The sequence below is a fragment of the Collinsella sp. TM06-3 genome (assembly GCF_003436395.1).
Taxonomy (GTDB): Bacteria; Actinomycetota; Coriobacteriia; order Coriobacteriales; family Coriobacteriaceae; genus Collinsella.
The window spans coordinates 132,111-153,022 of record NZ_QSPG01000001.1 but is presented as its reverse complement, the minus strand read 5'-3'; the positions used below and the strand labels follow the sequence as shown (position 1 = coordinate 153,022).

General features: G+C 60.1%; 22 protein-coding genes. 2 read left to right on the top strand and 20 right to left on the bottom strand.

The window, feature by feature from the left end; translation table 11 throughout:
• Positions 1-56 precede the first annotated feature (56 nt).
• Together DXD56_RS00685 and DXD56_RS00680 are read right to left on the bottom strand one after the other, a co-directional pair.
• Entirely contained in the window at positions 57-320 is a 264-nt protein-coding gene (locus DXD56_RS00685) for an HPr family phosphocarrier protein (protein WP_022094575.1), read from the bottom strand.
• 508 nt (positions 321-828) lie between these two features.
• Entirely contained in the window at positions 829-2,832 is a 2,004-nt protein-coding gene (locus DXD56_RS00680; protein WP_117639368.1) for a fructose-specific PTS transporter subunit EIIC, read from the bottom strand.
• 271 nt (positions 2,833-3,103) lie between these two features.
• On the opposite strand from DXD56_RS00680, the gene DXD56_RS00675 reads away from it, so the two are divergent.
• Positions 3,104-3,961: a MurR/RpiR family transcriptional regulator gene (locus tag DXD56_RS00675; RefSeq protein ID WP_117639502.1), complete on the top strand. Its 858-nt coding sequence runs from the start codon at positions 3,104-3,106 to the stop codon at positions 3,959-3,961.
• A gap of 60 nt (positions 3,962-4,021) precedes the next feature.
• Here the strand turns inward: DXD56_RS00675 and DXD56_RS00670 are convergent, their stop codons facing one another.
• The 14 genes from DXD56_RS00670 to alaS all read right to left on the bottom strand — a co-directional run bounded on the left by DXD56_RS00670 (position 4,022) and on the right by alaS (position 17,216).
• Positions 4,022-5,650, bottom strand: a complete 1,629-nt coding sequence (locus tag DXD56_RS00670) for a DNA repair protein RecN (protein WP_117639366.1) — start codon at positions 5,648-5,650, stop codon at positions 4,022-4,024.
• Positions 5,640-6,500 (bottom strand): NAD(+)/NADH kinase, encoded by an 861-nt coding sequence (locus DXD56_RS00665; protein WP_117639364.1) that lies wholly within the window; start codon positions 6,498-6,500, stop codon positions 5,640-5,642. Before DXD56_RS00665 ends, DXD56_RS00670 begins: the two co-directional genes overlap by 11 nt.
• Entirely contained in the window at positions 6,497-7,300 is an 804-nt protein-coding gene (locus DXD56_RS00660) for a TlyA family RNA methyltransferase (protein ID WP_117639500.1), read from the bottom strand. The genes DXD56_RS00665 and DXD56_RS00660 overlap by 4 nt, the downstream gene beginning before the upstream one ends.
• 8 nt (positions 7,301-7,308) lie before the next feature.
• Positions 7,309-7,575 carry an exodeoxyribonuclease VII small subunit gene (locus DXD56_RS00655; protein ID WP_089571754.1) on the bottom strand — a complete coding sequence of 89 codons (267 nt, stop codon included), beginning with the start codon at positions 7,573-7,575 and terminating at the stop codon, positions 7,309-7,311.
• Between the two features lie 2 nt (positions 7,576-7,577).
• Complete coding sequence (gene nusB, locus DXD56_RS00650; RefSeq protein WP_117639362.1) at positions 7,578-8,165, bottom strand: transcription antitermination factor NusB; 588 nt, start codon at positions 8,163-8,165, stop codon at positions 7,578-7,580.
• Positions 8,166-8,168: 3 nt separating this feature from the next.
• Complete coding sequence (locus DXD56_RS00645; protein WP_117639361.1) at positions 8,169-8,531, bottom strand: Asp23/Gls24 family envelope stress response protein; 363 nt, start codon at positions 8,529-8,531, stop codon at positions 8,169-8,171.
• A 24-nt stretch (positions 8,532-8,555) separates the two neighbouring features.
• A complete protein-coding gene (gene efp, locus DXD56_RS00640; protein ID WP_006233983.1) occupies positions 8,556-9,119 on the bottom strand; it encodes an elongation factor P in 564 nt (187 codons plus the stop codon).
• A 158-nt stretch (positions 9,120-9,277) separates the two neighbouring features.
• Complete coding sequence (locus DXD56_RS00635; protein ID WP_117639359.1) at positions 9,278-10,408, bottom strand: Xaa-Pro peptidase family protein; 1,131 nt, start codon at positions 10,406-10,408, stop codon at positions 9,278-9,280.
• 131 nt (positions 10,409-10,539) lie between these two features.
• Positions 10,540-11,649: a hypothetical protein gene (locus DXD56_RS00630; RefSeq protein WP_117639357.1), complete on the bottom strand. Its 1,110-nt coding sequence runs from the start codon at positions 11,647-11,649 to the stop codon at positions 10,540-10,542.
• Entirely contained in the window at positions 11,646-12,179 is a 534-nt protein-coding gene (locus DXD56_RS00625; RefSeq protein ID WP_117639355.1) for a shikimate kinase, read from the bottom strand. Before DXD56_RS00625 ends, DXD56_RS00630 begins: the two co-directional genes overlap by 4 nt.
• Positions 12,180-12,187: 8 nt before the next feature.
• Complete coding sequence (locus DXD56_RS00620) at positions 12,188-12,685, bottom strand: YqeG family HAD IIIA-type phosphatase (RefSeq protein WP_117639353.1); 498 nt, start codon at positions 12,683-12,685, stop codon at positions 12,188-12,190.
• Position 12,686: 1 nt separating this feature from the next.
• On the bottom strand, positions 12,687-14,120 hold the full coding sequence (gene mltG / locus DXD56_RS00615; protein WP_233524892.1) for an endolytic transglycosylase MltG: 1,434 nt from the start codon (positions 14,118-14,120) through the stop codon (positions 12,687-12,689).
• Entirely contained in the window at positions 14,113-14,541 is a 429-nt protein-coding gene (gene ruvX / locus DXD56_RS00610) for a Holliday junction resolvase RuvX (RefSeq protein ID WP_117639350.1), read from the bottom strand. Before ruvX ends, mltG begins: the two co-directional genes overlap by 8 nt.
• 17 nt (positions 14,542-14,558) lie before the next feature.
• Positions 14,559-17,216 (bottom strand): alanine--tRNA ligase, encoded by a 2,658-nt coding sequence (gene alaS, locus DXD56_RS00605; RefSeq protein WP_117639498.1) that lies wholly within the window; start codon positions 17,214-17,216, stop codon positions 14,559-14,561.
• 194 nt (positions 17,217-17,410) lie between these two features.
• Here alaS and DXD56_RS00600 point away from each other — a divergent pair, with 194 nt between their 5' ends.
• Positions 17,411-17,650, top strand: a complete 240-nt coding sequence (locus tag DXD56_RS00600) for a hypothetical protein (RefSeq protein WP_089571736.1) — start codon at positions 17,411-17,413, stop codon at positions 17,648-17,650.
• A gap of 6 nt (positions 17,651-17,656) precedes the next feature.
• Here DXD56_RS00600 and DXD56_RS00595 read toward each other — a convergent pair whose 3' ends face one another.
• From DXD56_RS00595 to DXD56_RS00580, 4 genes are read right to left on the bottom strand one after another with little or no spacing between them, the layout of a single operon-like run.
• The gene (locus tag DXD56_RS00595) at positions 17,657-19,069 is read right to left on the bottom strand and encodes an AI-2E family transporter (RefSeq protein ID WP_117639349.1); all 1,413 of its coding nucleotides are present in this window, start codon (positions 19,067-19,069) and stop codon (positions 17,657-17,659) included.
• Positions 19,066-19,857, bottom strand: coding sequence for an RNA polymerase sigma factor SigF (locus tag DXD56_RS00590; protein WP_117639348.1), 792 nt, complete (start codon positions 19,855-19,857; stop codon positions 19,066-19,068). Before DXD56_RS00590 ends, DXD56_RS00595 begins: the two co-directional genes overlap by 4 nt.
• Before the next feature lies 1 nt (position 19,858).
• Positions 19,859-20,236 (bottom strand): ATP-binding protein, encoded by a 378-nt coding sequence (locus DXD56_RS00585; RefSeq protein ID WP_089571730.1) that lies wholly within the window; start codon positions 20,234-20,236, stop codon positions 19,859-19,861.
• The gene (locus DXD56_RS00580; RefSeq protein WP_117639347.1) at positions 20,229-20,816 is read right to left on the bottom strand and encodes a hypothetical protein; all 588 of its coding nucleotides are present in this window, start codon (positions 20,814-20,816) and stop codon (positions 20,229-20,231) included. The genes DXD56_RS00585 and DXD56_RS00580 overlap by 8 nt, the downstream gene beginning before the upstream one ends.
• Positions 20,817-20,912 lie beyond the last annotated feature (96 nt).

The following is a 20,912-nucleotide window of genomic DNA, read 5'->3' as shown; positions in this document are numbered from 1 at the left end:
GGTCACTGCGCCCCCAAATATGAACTTAGTTGTTCAACATGCGACCCGTTTGAGTTCTACTCGCCAAGACCGCTCTTGATGAGCTCGATGGCAGCAGCCAGAGCCTCGGCCTCGTCGGCGCCGTCGCACTTGACCTCGACCTCGGTGCCGCAGGGGATACCAGCAGCCATGAGGGCCATCGGGGACTTGCCGTTGACCTCCTTCTCGGGGGTGACGACCGTCACGTCACAGGCGTACTTGCCCATGGTGGAGGCGAACAGACCAGCCGGACGCATGTGCAGACCCTGAGGATTAACGAGGGTAGCCTTCTCAGAAACCATAGTTGACTCCTTTTTTGTGTTTAACCCCTGTCATGCATGTGGCAGGAGTCAGATTCACGACGTTGTTTATATTAACTCACATCAAACGGTTTTTCATTGTGTTTCGCACGAATTGTTGGACAGATGTCGTTCGCTGTCCGCTCGCCTGCCGGGCGGGGCGGTTAAGTTTGCTGCTCTACAGTCCTGCGCAAGACGGAAAGCACATTAAGTGCTTTCCTTTGCGTGCGGAACTCGCGACAAACTTAACCGCCCCGCCCGGCAGGCGAGCTGCGGGAACATGCTTCCGTCCAAGAAATATCGTGCAAAAGGAATTCTGGCTGAATTATTGTTCGCGTGGGTGATTCAGTCGATGAGGGCTATTTATGCCCTGTTGGGGACTAAGGAGTGTCCCGGGGTGCCGGCAGGAAAGGAACATCCCTGAGTGCCGGGTGGTATGAAAAAAAGGCGAGGACCCGTAGGGAGTCCTCGCCTTTGTTACAGGGGGCGATGTTATTCGCGTACTGTGGGATTAGACCAGGCGGGCGTTGATCGTCTTGGCGATCTCGGCGGCGTCGGTGGAACCCTTGACGGTGTCACGGAAGTCCTCGTCCATGAGCGCCTCGGCAACCTTGGACAGGATCTTGAGGTGCGTGGTGCCAGCCTGTGCACCAGGGATGAGCAGAGCGATGGCCACGTTGACAGGAGCGCCGTCCATGGTATCCCAACCGGTCACGCCGGACTCGTCCTTAACGACGATGACGGCAGCCTCGGTAATGGCGTCGGACTTGGCATGCGGGATGGCGAAGCCCTCCATCATGCCCGTGGTGCCCTCGGCCTCGCGGGCCAGGAAGGCGTTCATGACGGCGTCGGCGTCGCTGGCGATACCGGCCTTGACGGCCTGGTTGGAAACGAAGCTCAGAGCCTCGTCACGAGAAGCGAAGTCCTCGGCGACAAAGACATTCTCGACCTTCACGAAGTCGGCAGCCTCGGCCTTGGGGGCCTCGACGGCAGCGGCCTTGGGAGCCTCAACCGGCTTGGCTGCAGGAGCGGCCTTCTGGTTCTTCTCGAAGTCGTACTTCTTGAAGGCCACGAACAGGATGCCACCGACCACAGCGCCGATGAGGATCGCGAGGACCCACAGCGGACCGTTCTCGACAACGGGCAGGACCAGGAAGCCACCGTGAGGCGCCGGGTCGTGAACGTTGAACATAATGGTCAGGATCGAAGCGATAGAGGAACCGAGCATCATGATGGGCATGACGGGCCAGATGTTCTTGGTCATGAACGGAATGGCGCCCTCGGTGATGTGGGTGCAACCAAGGATGAGGTTGACGATACCGGCGTCGTGATCCTCCTGGCTGAAGTACTTCTTGCCGACAACGACGGCGAAGGTGGTGATCAGCGGCGGAACGATGCAAGCGGCGGAGACGGCAGCCATGAAGTTGGTGCCGAAGTTGTAGGTATCGGTGCCAACGCCAGCAGCCAGTGCCTCGGTGAGCATAGCGGTACCGGTGACGTAAGCAGCCTTGTTGACCGGGCCACCCATGTCAAAGGCGCACATGCAGCCGATGGCAAGACCCAGGACAACGGCGCCAGAGGCGGACAGGCCCTTGAGGAAGTCCATCATGGCGGTGTTGATGGCAGCCATGGGGCCGGAAATACCGAGCATGACCAGGCCGACGATAGCCGTCGAGAACAGCGGGTACAGGAAGATGGCCTTGAGGCCGTCCAGGTTCTTGGGCAGACCGGCAAAGACCTTCTCGAGCAGCAGGATGACATAGCCGGCGAGGAAGCCGCCGACGATGCCGCCCAGGAAGCCGAAACCCACGCCGGCGCCACCGGCGTCGATCATACCGGTCTCGGCGTTAACAGGCAGGCCCTGGATGGCGATCATACCGGCAACAAAACCGGGGACGAGCGCAGGACGCTTGCCGATGGATTCGGCGATGTAGGCGGAAAGCACCGGAACCATGAGGTTCATGGCGATGCCGCCGATGATCTTGAGCATCGCAGCAAAGCTGTTGTAGTCAGACGCAGTCGAATCGAAAGACGTAATGCCCCACAGGAACGAGACGGCGGTCAGAACACCACCGGCAACGACGAAGACCAGCATATGGCTGACGCCGTTCATAAGGTGCTTATAGATGACGTGGCCGATAGACTCCTTCTCCTCGACCTCGTCCTCGACATCGGCAGCGGCTGCAACCGTGCCGTCGCTCTTGGCGGCGAGCGCGCGGTCAATCAGCTTACCGGCGGCCTCAACAGACAGGGCCTTGGAAACACCAACGGAAACCATGGGCTTGCCGGCGAAACGCTCAGCCTGGACATCCTTATCGGCTGCGACGACAACGGCCTTGGCGCCAGCGATCTCGCTCTTGGTGAGCTCGTTCTCGACACCGACCTGGCCATGGGTCTCGACCTTAATGGTCAGACCGCGCTCGGCAGCTGCCTTCTCTAGCGCCTCCTTCGCCATGAAGGTGTGCGCGATACCGGTCGGGCAACCGGTGGCGGCGATGATGTCAAACTTAGCCATGTGTCCCTCCTTCTTGAGTACTGCGCCCGCAGGCGCTCCCCTACACGCGCGTCCTTGCGCGCTTTTCCACAACTGAAAGATACCAACCTACCGTCCGCGTGAGAAGAGACAAGGCGCAATTCTCCGGTGAAAGGTTCTTTCATAACCGTAAACGGTAAATGAAAGTTTACCATCAACACTTGAAACGGCAAGGTGTATCTTGTAATTGAAAATCCCCCTATACTATGACATTACAAACGAGTCCATTTTTCATGCCAACCAGGAGCCATCCATGACCGATAGTAGCAAGAGCGCACTTTCCCTCATTAGTACCCACCAGGGATACAGCGAGTCCGAGCAGCGCATTGTCGACTATATATTGGAGCACCAGTCCGAGGCGCCGCGCCTGACGGCCGCCCAGCTCTCACGAGCCGCCGCCACGTCCGAGGCGACGGTTTCGCGCTTCTGCCGCAAGCTGGGCTTTGGCAGCTTCCGCAGCTTTCAGTTTTCGTTGGCGCGCGACTTGGAGAGTCAGCGCAACGAGGGCCTGACTGACGAAGTCTCGCTCGACAACATGGAGCAGAGCCTTAAGAACATCCTGGCTGCAAAGGTGAGCGAGCTTAATGCGACCATCGACGGGATCGACCACGATACGCTGGCGGCTGTTGTACATGCCCTTAAGTATGCAGGGGTTATTGAGTTTGCGGCTGTGGGCAATACGAACGCAGTCGCGCTCGATGCGACGTTTAAGTTTTCGCAGCTGGGCCTGCGCTGCATGGCGAGCACCATTAGCGAGACATCAATCGGCTTTGCACTCACGTTGCGCCCCGGTGACGTCATCGTGCTCATCTCAAACTCCGGCAAATCGCGCCGACTGAATCGCATGGCAAAAGCAGCTCGCGACTGCGGTGCCACCGTAGTCGTCATCAGCAGCGACAGCAAGTCTCCACTCGCGCGCCTGGCAGACTACACTTTTAATACCGTCAACCACGAGGCGCTGCTGACGACGGGTGACTTTGCGTTCTCCAAGATCAGCGCCACGATGATCATCGAAGTTATCTACAACTTCCTGCTGCCCGAGATTGAAGACGCTCGCGAACATATCAGCTACTACGAGGAGCTCATCCAGCCGGACAAGGTCGTTGAGTAAAACGCGTAGTGGGACAAAAAATTTCAGTCTATTTTGTCCCACCAACACCGCTGATACGACCTAGCCTCGAACTTCTTCGAGCATCTGCTTTGCGTGGGCCAAGCTTGCCTCGGACTGATCGCCGCTCAGCATGCGAGCGATCTCTGCGGTACGGGCGTCCCCAGTCACCTCGTCCAGGTGCGTCTGGGGAACATCGCCGGGCTCTTTACTGACCACGTAATGTTTGTCAGCCATGACCGCAACCTGCGCCAGGTGCGTCACGACGATGACCTGATGCGTGGCGGCAAGATCGGCCAGCACACTAGCAAGAGCACGAGCCGTAGAGCCGCCGACACCAGCATCGACCTCGTCAAACACCAGCGTATCGACACCATCGGCATTACCCAAAACAACCTTGCTCGCCAGCATAACGCGGCTGAGCTCGCCGCCCGAGGCAATGCGGCGCAAAGGACGCGGCGTGAGACCCGCGCCGCTGCGATATAGCAGCTCATAGCTCGAAGGACCCGCGGGTGTCCACTCAGCGCGAGGAAGATCGCGGGACTCCCAGACCAGCTCAGCACCGCCCATCTCCAGGCGTGCCATCTGACGACCCACCTCGTGACAAAAACGCGGGGCTGCCGTATTGCGTGCACGCTTAAGCGCCTTGGCAGCGGCGAAAAGTTCGCGCTCCGCCGCGCCAAGCGCTTCGCGCGCCTTCTTGATCTGCTCATCACCATCGTCTACCAGCGACAACAGCTCTTGCGAGCGATCGCGCATGGCAAACACGTCGTCCATGGTGGGACCCCACTGACGCAGCAGACCCTTGAGGTCGGAATAGCGCTCGCGCATACGAGCCAGCTCGCGCGGATCGAAGGCGACCCCATCGCGATAGGCACGCAACTCGTTGGCGCAATCCTCGAGTGAGATGCAGGCATCCGAAAGGGCATCGGCGATGTCGCCTAGCTTGCGGTCAACGGTCGTCATGCGTGAAAGCTCGGCCACGGCGCTGTTCACGGCATCGAGCGCTCCCCCTTCGGCGGCAATCGATGCATGGGCTTCGTTAGCCGTGGCCACCAGCACCTCGGCATGCTCTGAGCGCGGCAGCAGCTCCTCGAGCTCCTCATACTCACCCGGCTTAGGGTCGACCTCAGCGATACGCTCCAGGGCGAAGCGCGCCTCCTCGACGCGACTCCCCTGCGCACGCGACGCCTCCTCTACGCGACGGACCTCCTTGGCAGCCGCACGCGACGCCCTAAAGCAGGCACGGTACTTTTCCAGCGCCTCGAGCGCAGAGCGACCAGCCCAGGCATCGACCATGGCAACATGATGTGCCGGATCGAGCAGGCGCTGATGCTCGTGCTGGCCGCACAGATCCATCATCACGCCGACGCGCTCGGAAAGCTCGCGCACGCTGGCAATGCGACCATCAATCTTGACGCGGCTGCGGCCTTCGGCAGAAAGGCTGCGCTGCACGGTGAAGCCCTCCGTGTCGTGCGGGCCATCGAACAAGCGCGCCTCGACGCTCGCAAGCGCCTCGCCCTCGCGCACGGTCGAAGAATCCGCGCGCTCGCCCAAAATGAGCTTAAGCGCCGAGAGCAGCGCAGTCTTGCCGGCGCCGGTCTCGCCGGTCAGGACAGTTAGGCCCGCGCTGGGCACCAGCGTCGCCTCGCGAATGAGCGCAATGTTTGAAACCTGCAGCTCATCGATCATGGCGAACTCCGTAGAACACGCGGCTTACCGAGTTGTAGAAGCTCTCAGGGCCATAGTCGAGCAGCAGCACATCGCCGGGACCGCGACGCACGGCTACGCTCTCGACGGTGCCATCGCAGGTAATAAACTGCCCGTCGATGGCAATAGCCGGCACACTCGGTCGGTCGTCAGACATAAAAATCTCGACGACATCGCTTGGCGAAGTCAAGAAAGCGCGAGCTTGAATGGTGTGCGGCGCGATGGGCACGCAAACCATACCCGTGTAATCGGGGCTCACGATAGGGCCGCCGGCACTGAGGGCATAGCCCGTGGAACCAGTTGCCGTAGACACGACCACACCATCGCCGCGCAAGCGATCGATATGGTGGCCCGACACGGTAATGTCGAACTCGACCATATCGGACAAGGGCCCACGTGTGAGCGCCATGTCGTTGAGGGCAAAAGAACGCACGACATCCTTGGTGCCGTCCTCGCGCACAGAAACGATGTCTGCAGCGATCGTGGCGCGACGACTCACGTGGAGCTCACCGGACAGGGCATCGCTCACAACCTGCAAAATATCGCGTTCCTCGGGACTGGCCGCCGTCAAAAAGCCCAAGTGACCATAGGAAAGACCAAGAATAGGAATCTCGCGGTAGTTGAGGATACGGGCTGCACGAAGCAACGTGCCGTCGCCGCCGAGCGTGATGACAAGATCGGCACCATCCACGTCGGGCGTACTCTGGATCTTGGAGCGCTGGTCGGCCGCCCATGCGACCTCGTAGCCTTGGCGCGTCAGCCAAAGCTCGAGCATCAGGCCGCTCTCGACCGCCTCTTGCTTGTAGTAATTGGGAACCAGAAAGACCTTCATAGCGTTGCAGCTTTCTCGCTCAAAGCCGATACCTGGGATTGCAACTCGTCATCGGAGCGCTCGCTGGGGGCAAACCTCGTGCCGTACAGGAAAAACTCCACGTTGCCCTTGGCGCCATGGATGGGCGACACGCACACGTCAAGCGGGAACAGGCCCTTGGCGGCAAAGAGCTCAATAGCCGCCACGAGCGTATCGTGGCGGACAACAGGATCTGTCACGATACCGCCCTCGCCCACCAGCGCCGCCGGAGCCTCAAACTGCGGCTTCACGAGCGTGCAGAACGACCCCGTCGGCGTCAGGCACGCCAGCACGGCGTCGATGATGTTCGCGATGCTCGTAAACGACACGTCGCACACGGCCAGGTCGATTGCGTCGCCGTAGCCGAGCTCGGGCAGCTGCGTCACATTCGTGCGCTCGTGCAGCGTCACGCGATCGTCCTGGCGAAGCAACCAGTCGAACTGAGCACGGCCCACGTCGACCGAGACAACAGTCGCGGCACCGCGCTTGAGCAGGCAATCGGTAAAGCCGCCGGTAGAGCAGCCTACGTCCAGGCAGGCAAGGCCCGTGGGATCGATACAAAACGCATCGAGCGCACCCTCAAGCTTAAGGCCGCCGCGCCCAACGTACGGAATGCGCCCCTTAACGTGCAGTGGCAGGCCCGGCATCACCTTAAGCCCCGGAGAGGTCAAACGCTCACCGCCGCTCGAGACCAAGCCGGCCATAAGAGTGCGAAGGGCATCCGCGCGATCGGCGCAGATGCCCTGTGAAATCAGTTCGTCATCGAGACGCACGCGTTTCATGAATGCCATCAACCATTCGTATCCGGGGATGCAGCCTGTCTATCTTGGGACTCGTTTGCCGCATCCTCATCGTATTCCTGCTCGAGCTTGTCGGCCTCACGCGGCGTCAGCTCAAACTTGTCGACCATATCGACCGCACGGGAACCAAGCTCAATCGCCTCGTCAAACAAATCGAGCGAACGCTCCAGGGACGTATCCTTGGAGCGAACGGTGGCGATGATCTGGTCCAGGCGATCCGAGATCTCATCGAAGTTGCGGACGGAACCCTCTGGCATGGCTACTCCTCGACGGAGTCGGCCTCGACGGCCTCAGCAGCGTCCGGATCCTCGGCAAGTACACCGGCGGCAGCCTGAGCGGCAGCGACCTTGGCGGCCGCCTCGGCAGCCTGTGCCTCCTCGCGAGCGCGATCCTCGGCCAGCAGCTCTTGGTACAAATCCTCACCCGGCAGCTCCTCGCTGCGAGCGATCTTGCCCAGCACGCCGTTGACAAACGATGCGGACTGGTCGGTGCCATAAGCCTTAGCGATTTCGACGGCCTCGTTGATAACAATAGCGTCCGAGACCTCCTCGTCGGTGAGGAAGCGCATCTCGTAGACGGCGATACGCAGCAGGTTGCGGTCGGCGCCGGGCATGCGCATAAGATCCCAGTTCTTGGCGACGGCGCGCAGGGCACAGTCGATGCGATCGATATGCTCGTAGGCACCGCGACAAAGCTCCAGCGCATAGGGGTCGAGGGGACCCTTCGAGATCAGGAAATCGCCCTCGAGGACGCGCTCGAGCGGACTGTCCGTGGCCTCGGCCTGGAACAGCAGCTGCAGCGCCTGACTGCGGGCAAGCGTGCGCCCGCGATAAACCTTAAGGCTCAAAGGTTACTCCTTGGGGAAAACGAGGCCGTCGATGCAAACGTCAACGCGCTCGACCTCGACGCCCACCTGGGCATCGATGGCGGCGACCACGGCTGCGCGAACGACCTCGGCGAGTTTCTTGAACGGATAGCCAAAGAACACCACGACACGCACGGTGAGTGCGAGCTTGTCGCCGACGACCTCGGCCTCGACCGCCGGCTCGGAAGCCGGGGCCTTGGACGAGAGCATCATGGAGACAAGGTTGGTGGCAAGGTCCTTGACGCCAACGGAGGCGATGCCCTCGACATCCGACACGGCGCGCGAGACGATGGCGGTCAGAACATCGGGCGAAATGCCGATGCCGTCAATCTTGATTTCCTGGGGCATGAGTCCTCCTAGAAGAGTTGGTTGCTAGACGCGGGAGACGAACTTGCCGTCGCGGGTGTCAACCTTGATGACCTCGCCCTCGTTGAGGTACATGGGGACCTGGATGACAGCGCCGGTGTCGATCGTGGCCGGCTTGGTGGAACCCTGGACGGTGTCGCCCTTAAAGCCCGGGTCGGTCTGGACGATGGTGGTCTCGATGAACATCGGCGGGGTTACGCCCATGAGCTCATCGTCGGCGAAGAGCAGCTGGCAGATGTCGTTCTCGCGCAGCCACTTGGAGTTCTCGCCCACCATGTCCTCGGGAACGGGAACCTGCTCATAGGACTCGTTGTCCATGAAGATGTAGTCGGTGCCGTCGTTGTAGAGGTACTGGAACTCACGGGTGGTGAGCATGACGCTCTCGAACTTGGTGCCGGCGTTGCAGGTGTTCTCGACGACGCGGCCGCTCTTGATGTCGCGGGTCTTGTAGCGCACAAATGCGCCGCCCTTGCCCGGCTTGACATGCTGGAACTCGACGATGGTGTAGACCTTGTCCTTAATGCGGAGACCGAGGCCGTTCTTGAAGTCGGCGGTAGAAATGGTAGGCATATCGACCTTTCTTGTTATGGGCAGAACGCACAAGCGTCCAAATTACATACGACCAAAATTATACACTTGCAGACGGCGCCTGCAGCGAGCGCATAAAAAGAGAATGCGGGGCGTCCGAATCGATCCGGACGTCCCGCCCCAAAATCTATCGAAATGAGCTAGCAATCGATGACGTGGAGGTCATGCGGCGTCTTGGTGAAGGGCTCGTAGCCGTTCTCGGTGACCACGCCGTAGTCCTCCAGGCGCACGCCGCCCACGCCGGGCAGGTAGACGCCGGGCTCCATGGTGATAACCGAGCCAACCTCGATGATATTCTTGCTGCGGTTGAAGTTGGGCAGCTCGTGGATGTCGATACCGACGCCGTGGCCCAGACCATGGTTGTAGTAATCGCCATAGCCGGCATCGCCGATGATCTTCTTGGAAAGCTTGAAAATGTCGTTGCCCTCGACGCCCGGATGGATAGCGGCGACGCACTCCTCGTGGGTGCGGCGTACGAGCGCGTACAAGTCGAGCTGCTCCTGGGTGGGCTCGCCCATCACGACGGTACGAGTCATGTCGGAGCGGTAGTCGCAGTAGCCCGCGCCGTAATCCATGAGGACGAAGTCGCCCTTCTCGATTACGCGATCACTCGGGACGGCATGCGGGTTGGCGGTGTTGGGGCCGCTCGCCACGATGGAGCCGAAGGCCAGGCTGTCGGCGCCGTTGGCGAACATAAAGTTCTCGAGCTCGTTGCGAACCTGCTTCTCGGTCATACCGGGCTTAATAAAGCCGAGCATATGCTGGAAGGCGGCGTCGGTGATCGACTGCGCATGGCGCATGAGCTCGATCTCCTCGGCGTCCTTGATGGCGCGCATCTTGCGAATGTCGTCATGCATCAGCGGCAGCATGCAGGCTACAGAACGATCCTCCAGGCCACGCTGAATACCCTGGTAGAAGTTGATCTGCATGTCGTCCTCGACAGCGCAGACGCGGCACTTGTTGGCCGCGATCTTGCCGGCGACCCAACCGGGGATGGTGCCCTCGTCCATGTCGTAGACCCAGGGGCTGCCGGCGGGCGTGTTCTCCTCAAAGCTGTTGAGGTAGCGCGAGTCGGTATGGAACAGGCACTGGCCAGCCGTAATAAACGCCGCGTGCGGGAACTCGAAGGTGTAATCAAAGACGCCCTTCACGCCCGTAAGCCAACGAAGATTGGCCTCGTCACGAACCACGATAGCGTCGTAGCCGCGCTCAGCCATCAGGACACGGACACGCTCGATACGACCGGCAGGGCCGGCAGCAAACTCTGACATGCAGATTCCTTTCTTGTTGTCTCTAAAAGTGCGGGACGGGTCTCAACCGAACGACGGAATCGCATGTGATCCACGACCGATTGAAACCCGCCCCTCAACATGATACGAAAGACGATGGATGTCAATAAATCTTAGAGAAGTTCTTTGCGAGAAGCCAAGTAGGCGTGAGCATGGCGCTCAAGAACCTCGTCCTCAACGCTCGTTAGACGAATGGCGCCGAGTGCCGCGGGCAGCGGCAACATGCTGCGGTTCGAGCGGGCAAACTGCTGCCTGCGGAACTCCTCGATATATGCGGCAGGCTCCAGATCAAAGGCAAGCTCCTCGATACCAAAGTCCTCCAGGCAGTCATCGACCTCAAAGACGTAATCGATATCGAAGTCGCAGGCATCATGGGCTAGGCGCGCCTCAAAGCGCATGCCCTCGGACAACAGCTGGTAGGCAGGCACCGGCGAAGCGGCATCGCCCAAGCAGGCGCGCAGGGTGCGCTCCCCCGTCTTGCCAAAATCGAGCGCATGGCGGGCGCTCGGGTTCGTGGCCATCAGTACGTCCTTGCGGGCAGTCTGAGACCACTGAACGGCATTGACGAGCGCAACCTCCTCGCCCGAGAGAATCTCGGGGACGGTCTCAGTAAACTGATTCCAGCGGGACTTGCTGCTCGAAAGCATGGTGCCAACAAGTACCGCATAACCGAGCTTAAGGTCCTCGGGGTCCGCCGCGCGAACAAGGTCGAGGTCACACACGACCAGGCCCGGCTCGGGACGGAACGCGATAGCGGGAAGCGCATTCGCCGACGAGTCGACGAGCGGCTTCATGGTCGTCGCGACCGTGAGCATGGCGTCGAACGTCGTCGGCAGCAAGGCGCACTCGGTGCGACCGCACCACTGATCGGCGCACCAGCAAACGACCGAGCAGGTCGCCGTGTCGCCGACAGCGACAACGAGATCGTCGCAGGTAATGCCGTTGGCCGACAGGGCGCCAAAGACGGCATCGGCATCGACCAGCGTAGCACCGGCAGACGAAACCTCGAGGACGAGCAGCGACACGGCAAAGCCGGCGTCGACCAGCGCATGCTCAACAACCTCGCCAAAACGCTCGGATGTGGCGTCGTTCCAAACCACCATCGCGCGCTTAGGCTTGCCCACAGCCGAGGCAAACATGCGCGACAGCTCCTCGAACGCGCCCAATCCGACACGGACATCGACGCTGCGGTTTTGGAAATTGATCAGTTGACGGCGAATCATAGCAGCCCACGCTCCAAAAGCATCTCGGCACAAAGGTAGGAAACGTCCTCGAAGGACTTGTTGCGAATATCAAGGGTAATATCGGCGGCCTCGCGATACAAAGGACGGCGATGCTCAAACAGGCGCGCAGCATGCTCGGGCGAGCGGAAATCGGGTCGGGTATCGGAGCGGCGAATCTGGCGCAACGAGTCCTCAAAGTCGCCTTCGAGGTACACGCACGTACCCATCTCGTGCATCAGCTCAATGTTCACCGGCGTCTCGACGATGCCACCCCCGCACGATACCAGCAGGCTGCGCTCGCTTTGAAGCGAACGGAGTGCCGAGGTCTCGAGCTCGCGAAACCGATCCTCGCCCTCGGTCTCAAATATCTCGGTCACCGACTTGCCGCATCGACGCACAACCAAACGATCGGTATCGATGAATCGACGCTTGAACATAGTGCCCACGTTGCGCGCAAGCGTCGACTTGCCCGCGCCCAAAAAGCCGATAAAGAAGATATGGTCGCAGCCGTGTTTGATGTGCTGAGACATGGCGAAACCTATTCCTCGCAGGGAAGGTCGCGCAGGGCCCGGCGCTCAAAGATACGGAAGATCTGCGTGTACCACAGGTCCTGGGTTGCCTGCGGCTTGACCAGAATAGTGTCAACGCCGGCAAAGTTACCGCTCCACACGTCCGTGTACAGCTGGTCACCGATCAGCACGGCCTCGTCGGCCGTAGCGCCCAGACGCTTAAGACCCGCCTTCAGGGCAAACGGGGCGGGCTTCATGGCGTGGCTGATAGCCTCGAGCCCCAGCTCGCGCGCCGATGCCATGACCTGATCGCGATGCCAGTTGTTGGACACCATGCACAGCTTAAAGCCTTTGGCGCGGGCGGTATCGAGCCAAGCGGAAACCGCGGCGGGAACCTGCTCGGTGTCGCGCGGAACCAGAGTGTTATCGCGATCGAGCAGAATGGCGCGTTTGCCGTCGGCCCACAGGGTATCAAGGTCGATGCGATCGACCGAGGCAACGTATCGTTTGGGGCTAAAAATCCTCATGCTAATTCCAAGACTGTTGATGCTCTTCGTAGGTTTGCGAGAAGTACTCCTCGTCCTGCGTAATGTAGAAATACAGGTCATCGGAGTCGGTCGGCTCAAGCGTGGCCTTGAGTGCCTCGAGCGACGGAGAGCAGATGGGCGTGGGTGGCAGGCCCTCGTGCTTATAGGTGTTATACGGGCTATCGCTCTGCAGGTCATCGGCGGTAACCTCGCCACCGGTGACATACATCATGGTCGCATCGCTGTTGAGATAGCGCAGACCGTCGAGCTTGCCGGCAAGGCGGTTGTAGAAGACCGAGGCCACGTGCGCACGTTGATCGGCGTTGAGGCCCTCGCGCTCAACGATAGAGGCCAAGTTGACGATGTCGTAGTCGGACATCTCCACACCGTAGCGTTCCTTGATCTTGGCTTCGCAGCTCGCAAAGTCAAGCGACTTGTACTCGGTCTTAAACTGATCGAGCATGGCGCGAATCACGTCATCAGCCGTCGGCGAATCGCCTAACGAATAGGTCTTGGGGAATAAGAAACCCTCGAGCGAATCGTTGGCGGCGCCCTTAAGGAAGCTATAGTCGTCCACGTAGTTAGAGGCCTTGGCCTGATTGAGGAAGTCTTCCTTAGAGATGCTGTCGTAGGCCTGGGCCACACGGTCCGCGACTTGATCGACTGTCAGGCCCTCAGGGATAGTCAGCGCATTGGAGCCCGCGTTGGGGCCTTCCATGAGCTGCTGGACGACCTTGGTCGCATCCATGAGCGTGGAGAACGAGTAGGTGCCAGGCTTAAGCGACATATCGGCGTTGAGCTTTTTCACCGCCGCGTAGTAATCCTTAGGATTTTCGACGATATGGTTCTCGGAGAGAATCGAGGCGATCGTATCGCCCGAAGCACCGTCGGGAATGGTCACCGTAACCTGCTGACCAGCCGTGACCTTCGTATCCTCACCGGTAAAGAAGCCCTTGACGGCAGGCACGACAAAGAAAGCGATAGCAGCAAGCGCGATTACGGCCACCACGACGCCGACAATCATAGGCACCAGGGAGCTTTTCTTTTGGGCACCGCGACGAGCATGCGTGTTGTAGCTCGAGCGGGTCGCCGGAGCAACGCCATGCGAGCCGCGAGCGTGATGCGAATGCGATTGGGGGGCCTGCGTTCTCTGGGTAGGTGCCTGCTGCTTAAAGCGAATACCGCCTGCGGGCTGAGCCGAACGAGCAGTGGGCTGCTGAGCCGCGTGAGAAGCCGGATGCTGAACCGAACGAGCAGAAGGCTGCTGACCCGTCCGTTGAACAGGTTGGGCCGAACGAGAGGAGGACTGCACCGGACGCGCGGCAGACTGAGCTGCGCGCTGGGTCGGCTGTGCCGGACGCTGGCCAGGCTGGGCAGGGCGCGGCGTAGGCTGCCCATAGCGATTCTGCTGGCGCGGATCGGAAGCGCTAGGCATGCGAAACCTCCTCGTTTTTACGATCGAGCCATGTCTGCAAGAACAGGCTGGCGGCGATCATGTCAATCTTGCCCCTCATCTGCTTTTCGTTGAGTCCCTGCTCTCGCAGGATTCGCTTGGCCTCCTGCGAGGACAGACGCTCGTCCTCAAACTCCAGCGGAAGTTCGAGCTCGTCGGCAATCTTTTGGGCCACTGCGGCGACGCGCTCGGCCTGGGGGCCGGGCTCACCTGCCATGGTCAAGGGACGTCCACTTACCAGGATATCGGGCTCATAGTCCTCGACCAGGTAGCGAAACGTCTTTGCCATACCAGTGACCTCGGCAGCCGGAAGCACCTTGATAGGCATCGCCATCTTGCCATCACGGCTCGAGACGGCAATGCCAATCCTGGTCTCCCCTATGTCCAGTGCGAGCGCGACCACAGCGACTACTTAGGTTCTTAGGCGCCGAGCGCGGTCTTGGCGACCGCGAGGGCATCGGCGATACCGGCAGCATTCTTGCCACCGGCCTGGGCCATGTTGGGACGACCGCCACCGCGACCATCGACCAGGCCCGCGATCTGCTTGATCACGTTGCCGGCGTGGAAACCGGCCTTCACGGCGTCATCGGAGCCGGCGGCGAGCAGGGCCGGGGTGCCCTTCTCGGTAACGCTGGCAACGACGCAGGCGACGGGGCCGGCAACCTTCTGGTGCACGGTATCCCACACATTGCGCAGGTCAGCAGCCTCAAGACCCTGAAGCTCAGCGACGACGAGCTTGTAGCCGTTCAGCTCGACAGCGCCCTCGATGGCGCCAGAGATGGCGTCGGAGGAGCCACCGGTGAGTGCCTTCTTGAGCTTGTTGGACGTCTCGCGCAGCTCGGCCTGCAGGTTCTCCACGCGGGCGGGAACCTCGTCAACACGGCACTTGAGCGCAGCGGCAGCGGCGTCAACGAGCGCCAGGCGGTCGGCCATGTAGTCGAGAGCGCCCTTGGAGGTCACGGCCTCGATACGGCGGACGTTGGAGCCCGTAGAGGACTCGGAAATGATCTTGAACAGGCCGATCTCGGCAGTATTGGCGGCATGCGTACCGCCGCAGAGCTCACGGGAGAACGGCTGATCCTCGGCGCCCACGGAGACGACGCGGACGACGTCGCCGTACTTCTCGCCAAAGAGGGCGACAGCACCGGCGGCCTTGGCCTCGTCGATGCCCATGACGCGGGTCACGACCGGCTTGGAGGCGAAGATCTGCTGGTTGACCAGGTCCTCGACAGCCTTGAGCTGCTCGGAGGACAGGGCCTCGAAGTGCGTGAAGTCAAAGCGCAGGTGCTCAGGCGTCACCAGCGAGCCGGCCTGGGAGACATGCTCGCCCAGGACCTGCTTAAGCGCGGCGTCGAGCAGGTGGGTGGCGGTGTGGTTGCGGCGCAGGAAGCCACGGCGCTCGGCGTCGAGCGTGGCGGTCACAGCGGCACCGACAGTCAGCGTGCCATCGACAACGTGCGCGACGTGGGCATACAGACCGTTGTGGTTCTTGGTGTCGGCAACGGTCAGAACAACGCCCTCGGCGGAAAGCTTGCCGGCATCGCCTTGCTGGCCACCCATCTCGGCATAGAACGGAGTGCGGTCGAGAACGACCTCGACGTCCTCGCCGGCGTCAGCGGACTCGACGGACTCGCCGTTGCGCACGATGGCAACAACCTTGGCGCCTACGATCACATCGTTGTCATAGCCGTCGAACTCAGTCGCGGCGACCTTGTCGGAAAGTTCGACCCACACGTCGTTGAAGCTGCCCCAGGCGTCGCCCTTGGCATTGGCGCGGGCGCGGGCCTTCTGGTCCTCCATGCAGGCGGTGAAGCCGTCCATGTCGACGTCGTGGCCAGCGGTGCCGGCGATCTCGACGGTCAGGTCGATGGGGAAACCAAAGGTGTCGTGCAGCTTAAAGGCAACATCGCCCGGAAGCACAGCGCCCTCGGCAAGCGCTGCCAGGGCCTCATCCAGGTAGACGCGACCGTTGTCGAGCGTCGTGGAGAAGCGCTCCTCCTCGGAGGCGACGATACCCTTGACGAGCGCGACGTTCTTGAGCAGCTCGGGATAGGCCTCGCCCATCTGAGCGTTGACCTCGTCGATAAACTTGGTCAGGAAGGCGCCCTCGATGCCCAGCAGACGACCGTGGAACACGGCACGGCGGAGCAGGCGGCGAAGGACGTACTCGCGACCCTCGTTGCCGGGCAGGATGCCGTCGGAGATCATAAAGTCGACGGCACGGGAGTGGTCGGCGATGATGCGCAGGGAGCGGCTGGCACCGGAGTAATCGTCGGCGTCATAGGTCTTGCCGCTGATCTTCTCACCGAGCTTGATGAGGTGCTGCATCAGATCGCCGTCGTAGTTAGCGGTCTTGTGCTGCATGATAGCGGCCATGCGCTCCAGACCCATACCCGTATCGAGGTTGCGGTGCGGCAGCTCCGGCATGGAGCCGTCCTCCTGGCGGTCGTACTGGGTAAACACGAGGTTCCAGAACTCAAGGAAGCGGTCGCAGTCGCAGCCGGGCTTGCAGTCGGGGCTGCCACAACCGACCTCTTCGCCCATGTCAAAGTAGATCTCGGAGCACGGACCGCAGGGGCCGGTGGGGCCAGCGGCCCAGAAGTTGTCGTCCTCGCCCAGACGCGAGATGTGATCCTCGGCAACGCCCAGGGAGCGCCACACGTCATGGGTCTCGTCGTCCTCGGTAAAGACGGTGAAATACAGGCGGTCGAGCGGCAGCTTGAACTCCTTGGTGATGAGCTCAAAGGCCCAAGCGCAAGCCTGCTGCTTGGAGACGCCGCCAAAGGAGAAGTCGCCGAGCATCTCAAAGAAGGACAGGTGGCGGCCGTCCTCGCCGATGCAGTCGATGTCGTTGGTGCGGACGCACTTCTGGCAGGAGATCGCGCCGATCTCCTTCATGGTCTTCTTGCCCTGGTAGTACTCCTTAAACTGGTTCATGCCGGCGTTGGCAAGCAGCAGCGAAGGATCGTCGGGGACGAGGGACGAAGAAGGATAGAGCTTAAGACCGCGCTCCTCAAAGAAGTTGAGGAACTTGGAGCGAATCTCGGCCGTAGTCATTGACGGGTAGTCAGCACTCATAGAGGGAATCTCCTCGGTTTCACATCGAAACAGTTCAAACGTAACGATATTACCATCCCACCGCGCCTGTGCAAAAAAGAGGGCCGCCAAACAGCGACCCTCCAGCGAAAGTGCATGTTATTTAGGACTAAGCAATCTTTAAAAAAATAGATTTAGTAAAATACCATATAAAAATCGTCCGGAAGGAGCGATCGATGAATAGCAAACGGTTTGTCGTGAATGCACTAACCTCGGTAGCCCTTTTAGCAATCTTCGCTTACTCGAGCTGGTATGTGAACCAGCCGAGATTTGGCTACGCATTGTACGCAGTAACATCTGGCGATAAAGCGTATTACACCCTAAGCGCAATTGACGCCATCTTTTTCTATGTGGCTGGCCCCTTATCAATCGCTTTGATCGCGTTTATTGTTATTTACAACATCAAGAAACGCTAACAGGGCCTATTTGGAATCCGAATCGTCCATGGAGCCGTCGATGCCGGTTTTGGTGTCGTCGTCCGTATTGGAATCGTCATCCTTGGCGAAGGGGTTCTTGAAAAAGCCTGTCGCGTCGGGCTGAAGCCCCGAGAGCTTGATCCAGGGATTATCGAGCTCGGGCTTGGGCATGGCCTTGGCCTCGGGTGCTGTCTCGTTGCCGATGAGCTCGGACTCATAGATGAACGTATCGTCTCCAAGCGCGTCGTAGGCGGCGACCGGGTTGCCCTCGGTATCGCGATACGGAGTGCCCTTAAACACGGCGCCGTCGTATGCCACGAGCTGACGACCGGTCTCGTTCTCAAAGTAGTAGACGAAAATGCCCTTGAGGGCCGCGCACAGCGGAATAGCGATAACCATGCCGATGGGACCCATGAGTGCCGAACCGATAACGAGGGCCGTAAGGCTCATGACGGGATGCACCTGCACCGAGCTCTGCATGACCTTGGGCGAAATGACATTATCGGTGACGTTTTGAGCCACCATGGTCACGACAAGCGTCCATAACGCCAGCATAGGGCTGAACATAAAACCGAGCACCGTGGCGATCGCCGCGCTCACCCAGGGACCGACAACCGGAACCAAGTGCATAATGCCGGTAAAGATAGCCATGAGTGCTGCATACGGATGGCCGATGATCGTAAAACCAATAAAGGCAAGAAAACCGCCACAGATCGATGTGATGACCATGCCACGTATGTATCCGCCGACCGAACGCGAAAGAATGGCCACCATAAAGCGGTACGAGGTCTCTTTTTCCTGCCCGATGATGGTGCAGACCTCGTGGTGCATGCGGGGATAATCGCAGGCAAGCCAGTAGGCAAGCACCAGACCCAGGAAGATGACGAACAGCTGCGAGGCCGTGTTGGTAATGAGCGGGAATACACCGCGACCGAGCTCGGCAGCGATTTGCGAGACGTACTTGGACGCTACGGTAACCAGCGAAGAAAGATTGTCGTCCAGATACTCCTTGAGCGGCGTGTTATTGAGCGTCTTGGCGTGCGAGAGCATCTCGTTGAGATCGCCACCCGCAACACGAAGCTGCTCGGGCAGGCGGCTCAGGACTTTCATGATTTGACCGAGCAAAATAGGCGATAGGATGCAGACGACGCCGACGAGCACGGCAACAACCACAATGAGTGCGATGAGCGAACCGAGGCCACGTCCGACGCCGTGATGCTCGAGCCAGTTGGTGATCGGAGACATCACAAAAGCGATGATGGAACCGACAGCGAGAAACTCGATGACCGGTGCCAGGATGCCCATAAGGTTAAAGATGACGGCAGCGATGACAATGCAGCCGACGACACCCCAAATGCGCAGCGTCAGAATGCGGGTATCGCGAAGCGCGCGGTCGATTTGTTGGGGGTGCTCACTCATGAACGAATCATCACTCCGTCGGGGTCGATCTTATCTTGAATCTTCTTAAGGGTACGGCGCAGCAGGCGCGAGACCTGCACCTGCGAGATGCCAAGCTTCTTGGCAATCTCGATCTGGGTCATGCCCTTAACGAAGCGCAGCTCGATAACCTCGCGCTCGCGCGGCGAGAAATCGCGGATGGCTTCCTCGATTACCAGGCGGTCATCGGTAAAGTCGAGCTCGTTGTCGTCGTCGGCATAGCGATCGAGAATCGAAGGCGCATCATCGGAATCGGACGCACCGGGGGCCTCGATGGGCACCGAGGTATAGGCCGAGGACGACTCCATGGCTTCGAGCACCTCGTCGACGGTCACGTCCAGGTATTCGGCGATTTCCTCAACCTTGGGCGAACGCTGCAGCTCGTTGGTGAGCTTATCGGTAGCCTGGTTGACCTTGGCCGAGAGCTCCTGCAGACGACGCGGCACGCGCACACTCCAGCCCTTGTCGCGGAAGTGGCGCTTAATCTCGCCCAAGATGGTGGGCGTGGCAAACGTCGTGAACTCGAGCCCGCGCTCAGGGTCAAAGCGGTCGATAGCCTTGAGCAGGCCCAAATAGCCGACCTGCAAAAGGTCATCGAGCGGCTCGCCGCGGTTCTTAAATTTGTTGGCAAGAAACCTTACCAGATTCATATGGGACATGACGAGCTGCTCGCGGGCATCCGGATCACCGGTCTCCTTATAACGACGAAACAGCTCGCGGGTTTTCTCCTTGTCCCAAGCGGTCTTGCCGCTCCGGGAACGTTCGGTCATATTAGATATCCGCCTTGAGGTCGAGGGAAAGCGTTAGGGGCGCCGCAGTCTTTTCGTAGGAATCGCACACGCTTGCAAGAATGAGCTCGGCATACACAGTAGCCTGGTCATCCTCGTCGACGGTGGCCTGTTCCCCAAAGGTAAAGGTCATGCCGACGTGAGATTCGTCCACATCGAAATTGATCGTGATGTCGTCGCAGTCGACCGCGGTGCACCCAAAGATGAAGGCTTCCTCGGCAGCCATGCGGATATCCTCGATGCGATCGACGGACATAGAGCACAGGGCGCCGACATTGGCGGCCGTCATGCGCACCAAGCGCGCGAGACGAGGATCACCGGCAACGCTCAGCGTGATGGGGCAGGTTGCTTCACTACTCATCGCAGGACTCCTCGGAGGTCTCGGCAGGCGTATAGGTGTAATACTGAGCAGGCTTGGCTGCGGGCTTCTGAACATCATCGTCGTCAGCAGCGGCATCGTCATCGCCAATCAGAACGCGCTCAGTAGGCTGCTCGGCCTCGGCGGCGGCAGCGGCGAGCTTGCGATCGGCGTCGGCTGCAGGAGCCTTCACCTTATTGAAGAGCTTCTGCACGGCGCCAGCAGCAGAATCAGTCACGCTCGATACGGCATTGCTGGCCTCGGCCACGCTGCCCGTGACCTCGGAAATGTCGCGAACGACCGCCTCAACCTCAACGAGGTTAGACGTCAGAGCATCAACGGCAGTCTTGCTCGACTTGAGGAGCGGCTCCATCTGGGCAAGTGCCGGCGTAAGCTCGTCAACGGCGCCATCAAGCTTTGCCACCACGGGCTGCGCCTCGGCAATCGTATTGTTGAGGTCGGTTACCGTCTTGTCGAGCGAGTCGACAACGGTGCGGGTTTTGCGCAGGGTGAGCGCAAGCTCAACGATAGCCCACACGCCGGCAACGGCAAGCAGCAGCAAGGCGATTTGAATGGGACTCATACAAGCCTCCCAAAGGAATCGAAATACAAACGCTTTCCATGGTACCCCAAAGGGGACCGAACATGCCAAGAGCAGCAACGTGGGACAAAATTATCA

Coding starts and splice junctions, on each gene's coding strand:
- DXD56_RS00685 (WP_022094575.1), bottom strand. CDS start 320: ATGGTTTCTGAGAAGGCTACCCTCGTTAATCCTCAGGGTCTGCACATG.
- DXD56_RS00680 (WP_117639368.1), bottom strand. CDS start 2,832: ATGGCTAAGTTTGACATCATCGCCGCCACCGGTTGCCCGACCGGTATC.
- DXD56_RS00675 (WP_117639502.1), top strand. CDS start 3,104: ATGACCGATAGTAGCAAGAGCGCACTTTCCCTCATTAGTACCCACCAG.
- DXD56_RS00670 (WP_117639366.1), bottom strand. CDS start 5,650: ATGATCGATGAGCTGCAGGTTTCAAACATTGCGCTCATTCGCGAGGCG.
- DXD56_RS00665 (WP_117639364.1), bottom strand. CDS start 6,500: ATGAAGGTCTTTCTGGTTCCCAATTACTACAAGCAAGAGGCGGTCGAG.
- DXD56_RS00660 (WP_117639500.1), bottom strand. CDS start 7,300: ATGAAACGCGTGCGTCTCGATGACGAACTGATTTCACAGGGCATCTGC.
- DXD56_RS00655 (WP_089571754.1), bottom strand. CDS start 7,575: ATGCCAGAGGGTTCCGTCCGCAACTTCGATGAGATCTCGGATCGCCTG.
- DXD56_RS00645 (WP_117639361.1), bottom strand. CDS start 8,531: ATGCCCCAGGAAATCAAGATTGACGGCATCGGCATTTCGCCCGATGTT.
- efp (WP_006233983.1), bottom strand. CDS start 9,119: ATGCCTACCATTTCTACCGCCGACTTCAAGAACGGCCTCGGTCTCCGC.
- DXD56_RS00635 (WP_117639359.1), bottom strand. CDS start 10,408: ATGTCAGAGTTTGCTGCCGGCCCTGCCGGTCGTATCGAGCGTGTCCGT.
- DXD56_RS00630 (WP_117639357.1), bottom strand. CDS start 11,649: ATGATTCGCCGTCAACTGATCAATTTCCAAAACCGCAGCGTCGATGTC.
- DXD56_RS00625 (WP_117639355.1), bottom strand. CDS start 12,179: ATGTCTCAGCACATCAAACACGGCTGCGACCATATCTTCTTTATCGGC.
- DXD56_RS00620 (WP_117639353.1), bottom strand. CDS start 12,685: ATGAGGATTTTTAGCCCCAAACGATACGTTGCCTCGGTCGATCGCATC.
- mltG (WP_233524892.1), bottom strand. CDS start 14,120: ATGCCTAGCGCTTCCGATCCGCGCCAGCAGAATCGCTATGGGCAGCCT.
- alaS (WP_117639498.1), bottom strand. CDS start 17,216: ATGAGTGCTGACTACCCGTCAATGACTACGGCCGAGATTCGCTCCAAG.
- DXD56_RS00600 (WP_089571736.1), top strand. CDS start 17,411: ATGAATAGCAAACGGTTTGTCGTGAATGCACTAACCTCGGTAGCCCTT.
- DXD56_RS00595 (WP_117639349.1), bottom strand. CDS start 19,069: ATGAGTGAGCACCCCCAACAAATCGACCGCGCGCTTCGCGATACCCGC.
- DXD56_RS00590 (WP_117639348.1), bottom strand. CDS start 19,857: ATGACCGAACGTTCCCGGAGCGGCAAGACCGCTTGGGACAAGGAGAAA.
- DXD56_RS00585 (WP_089571730.1), bottom strand. CDS start 20,236: ATGAGTAGTGAAGCAACCTGCCCCATCACGCTGAGCGTTGCCGGTGAT.
- DXD56_RS00580 (WP_117639347.1), bottom strand. CDS start 20,816: ATGAGTCCCATTCAAATCGCCTTGCTGCTGCTTGCCGTTGCCGGCGTG.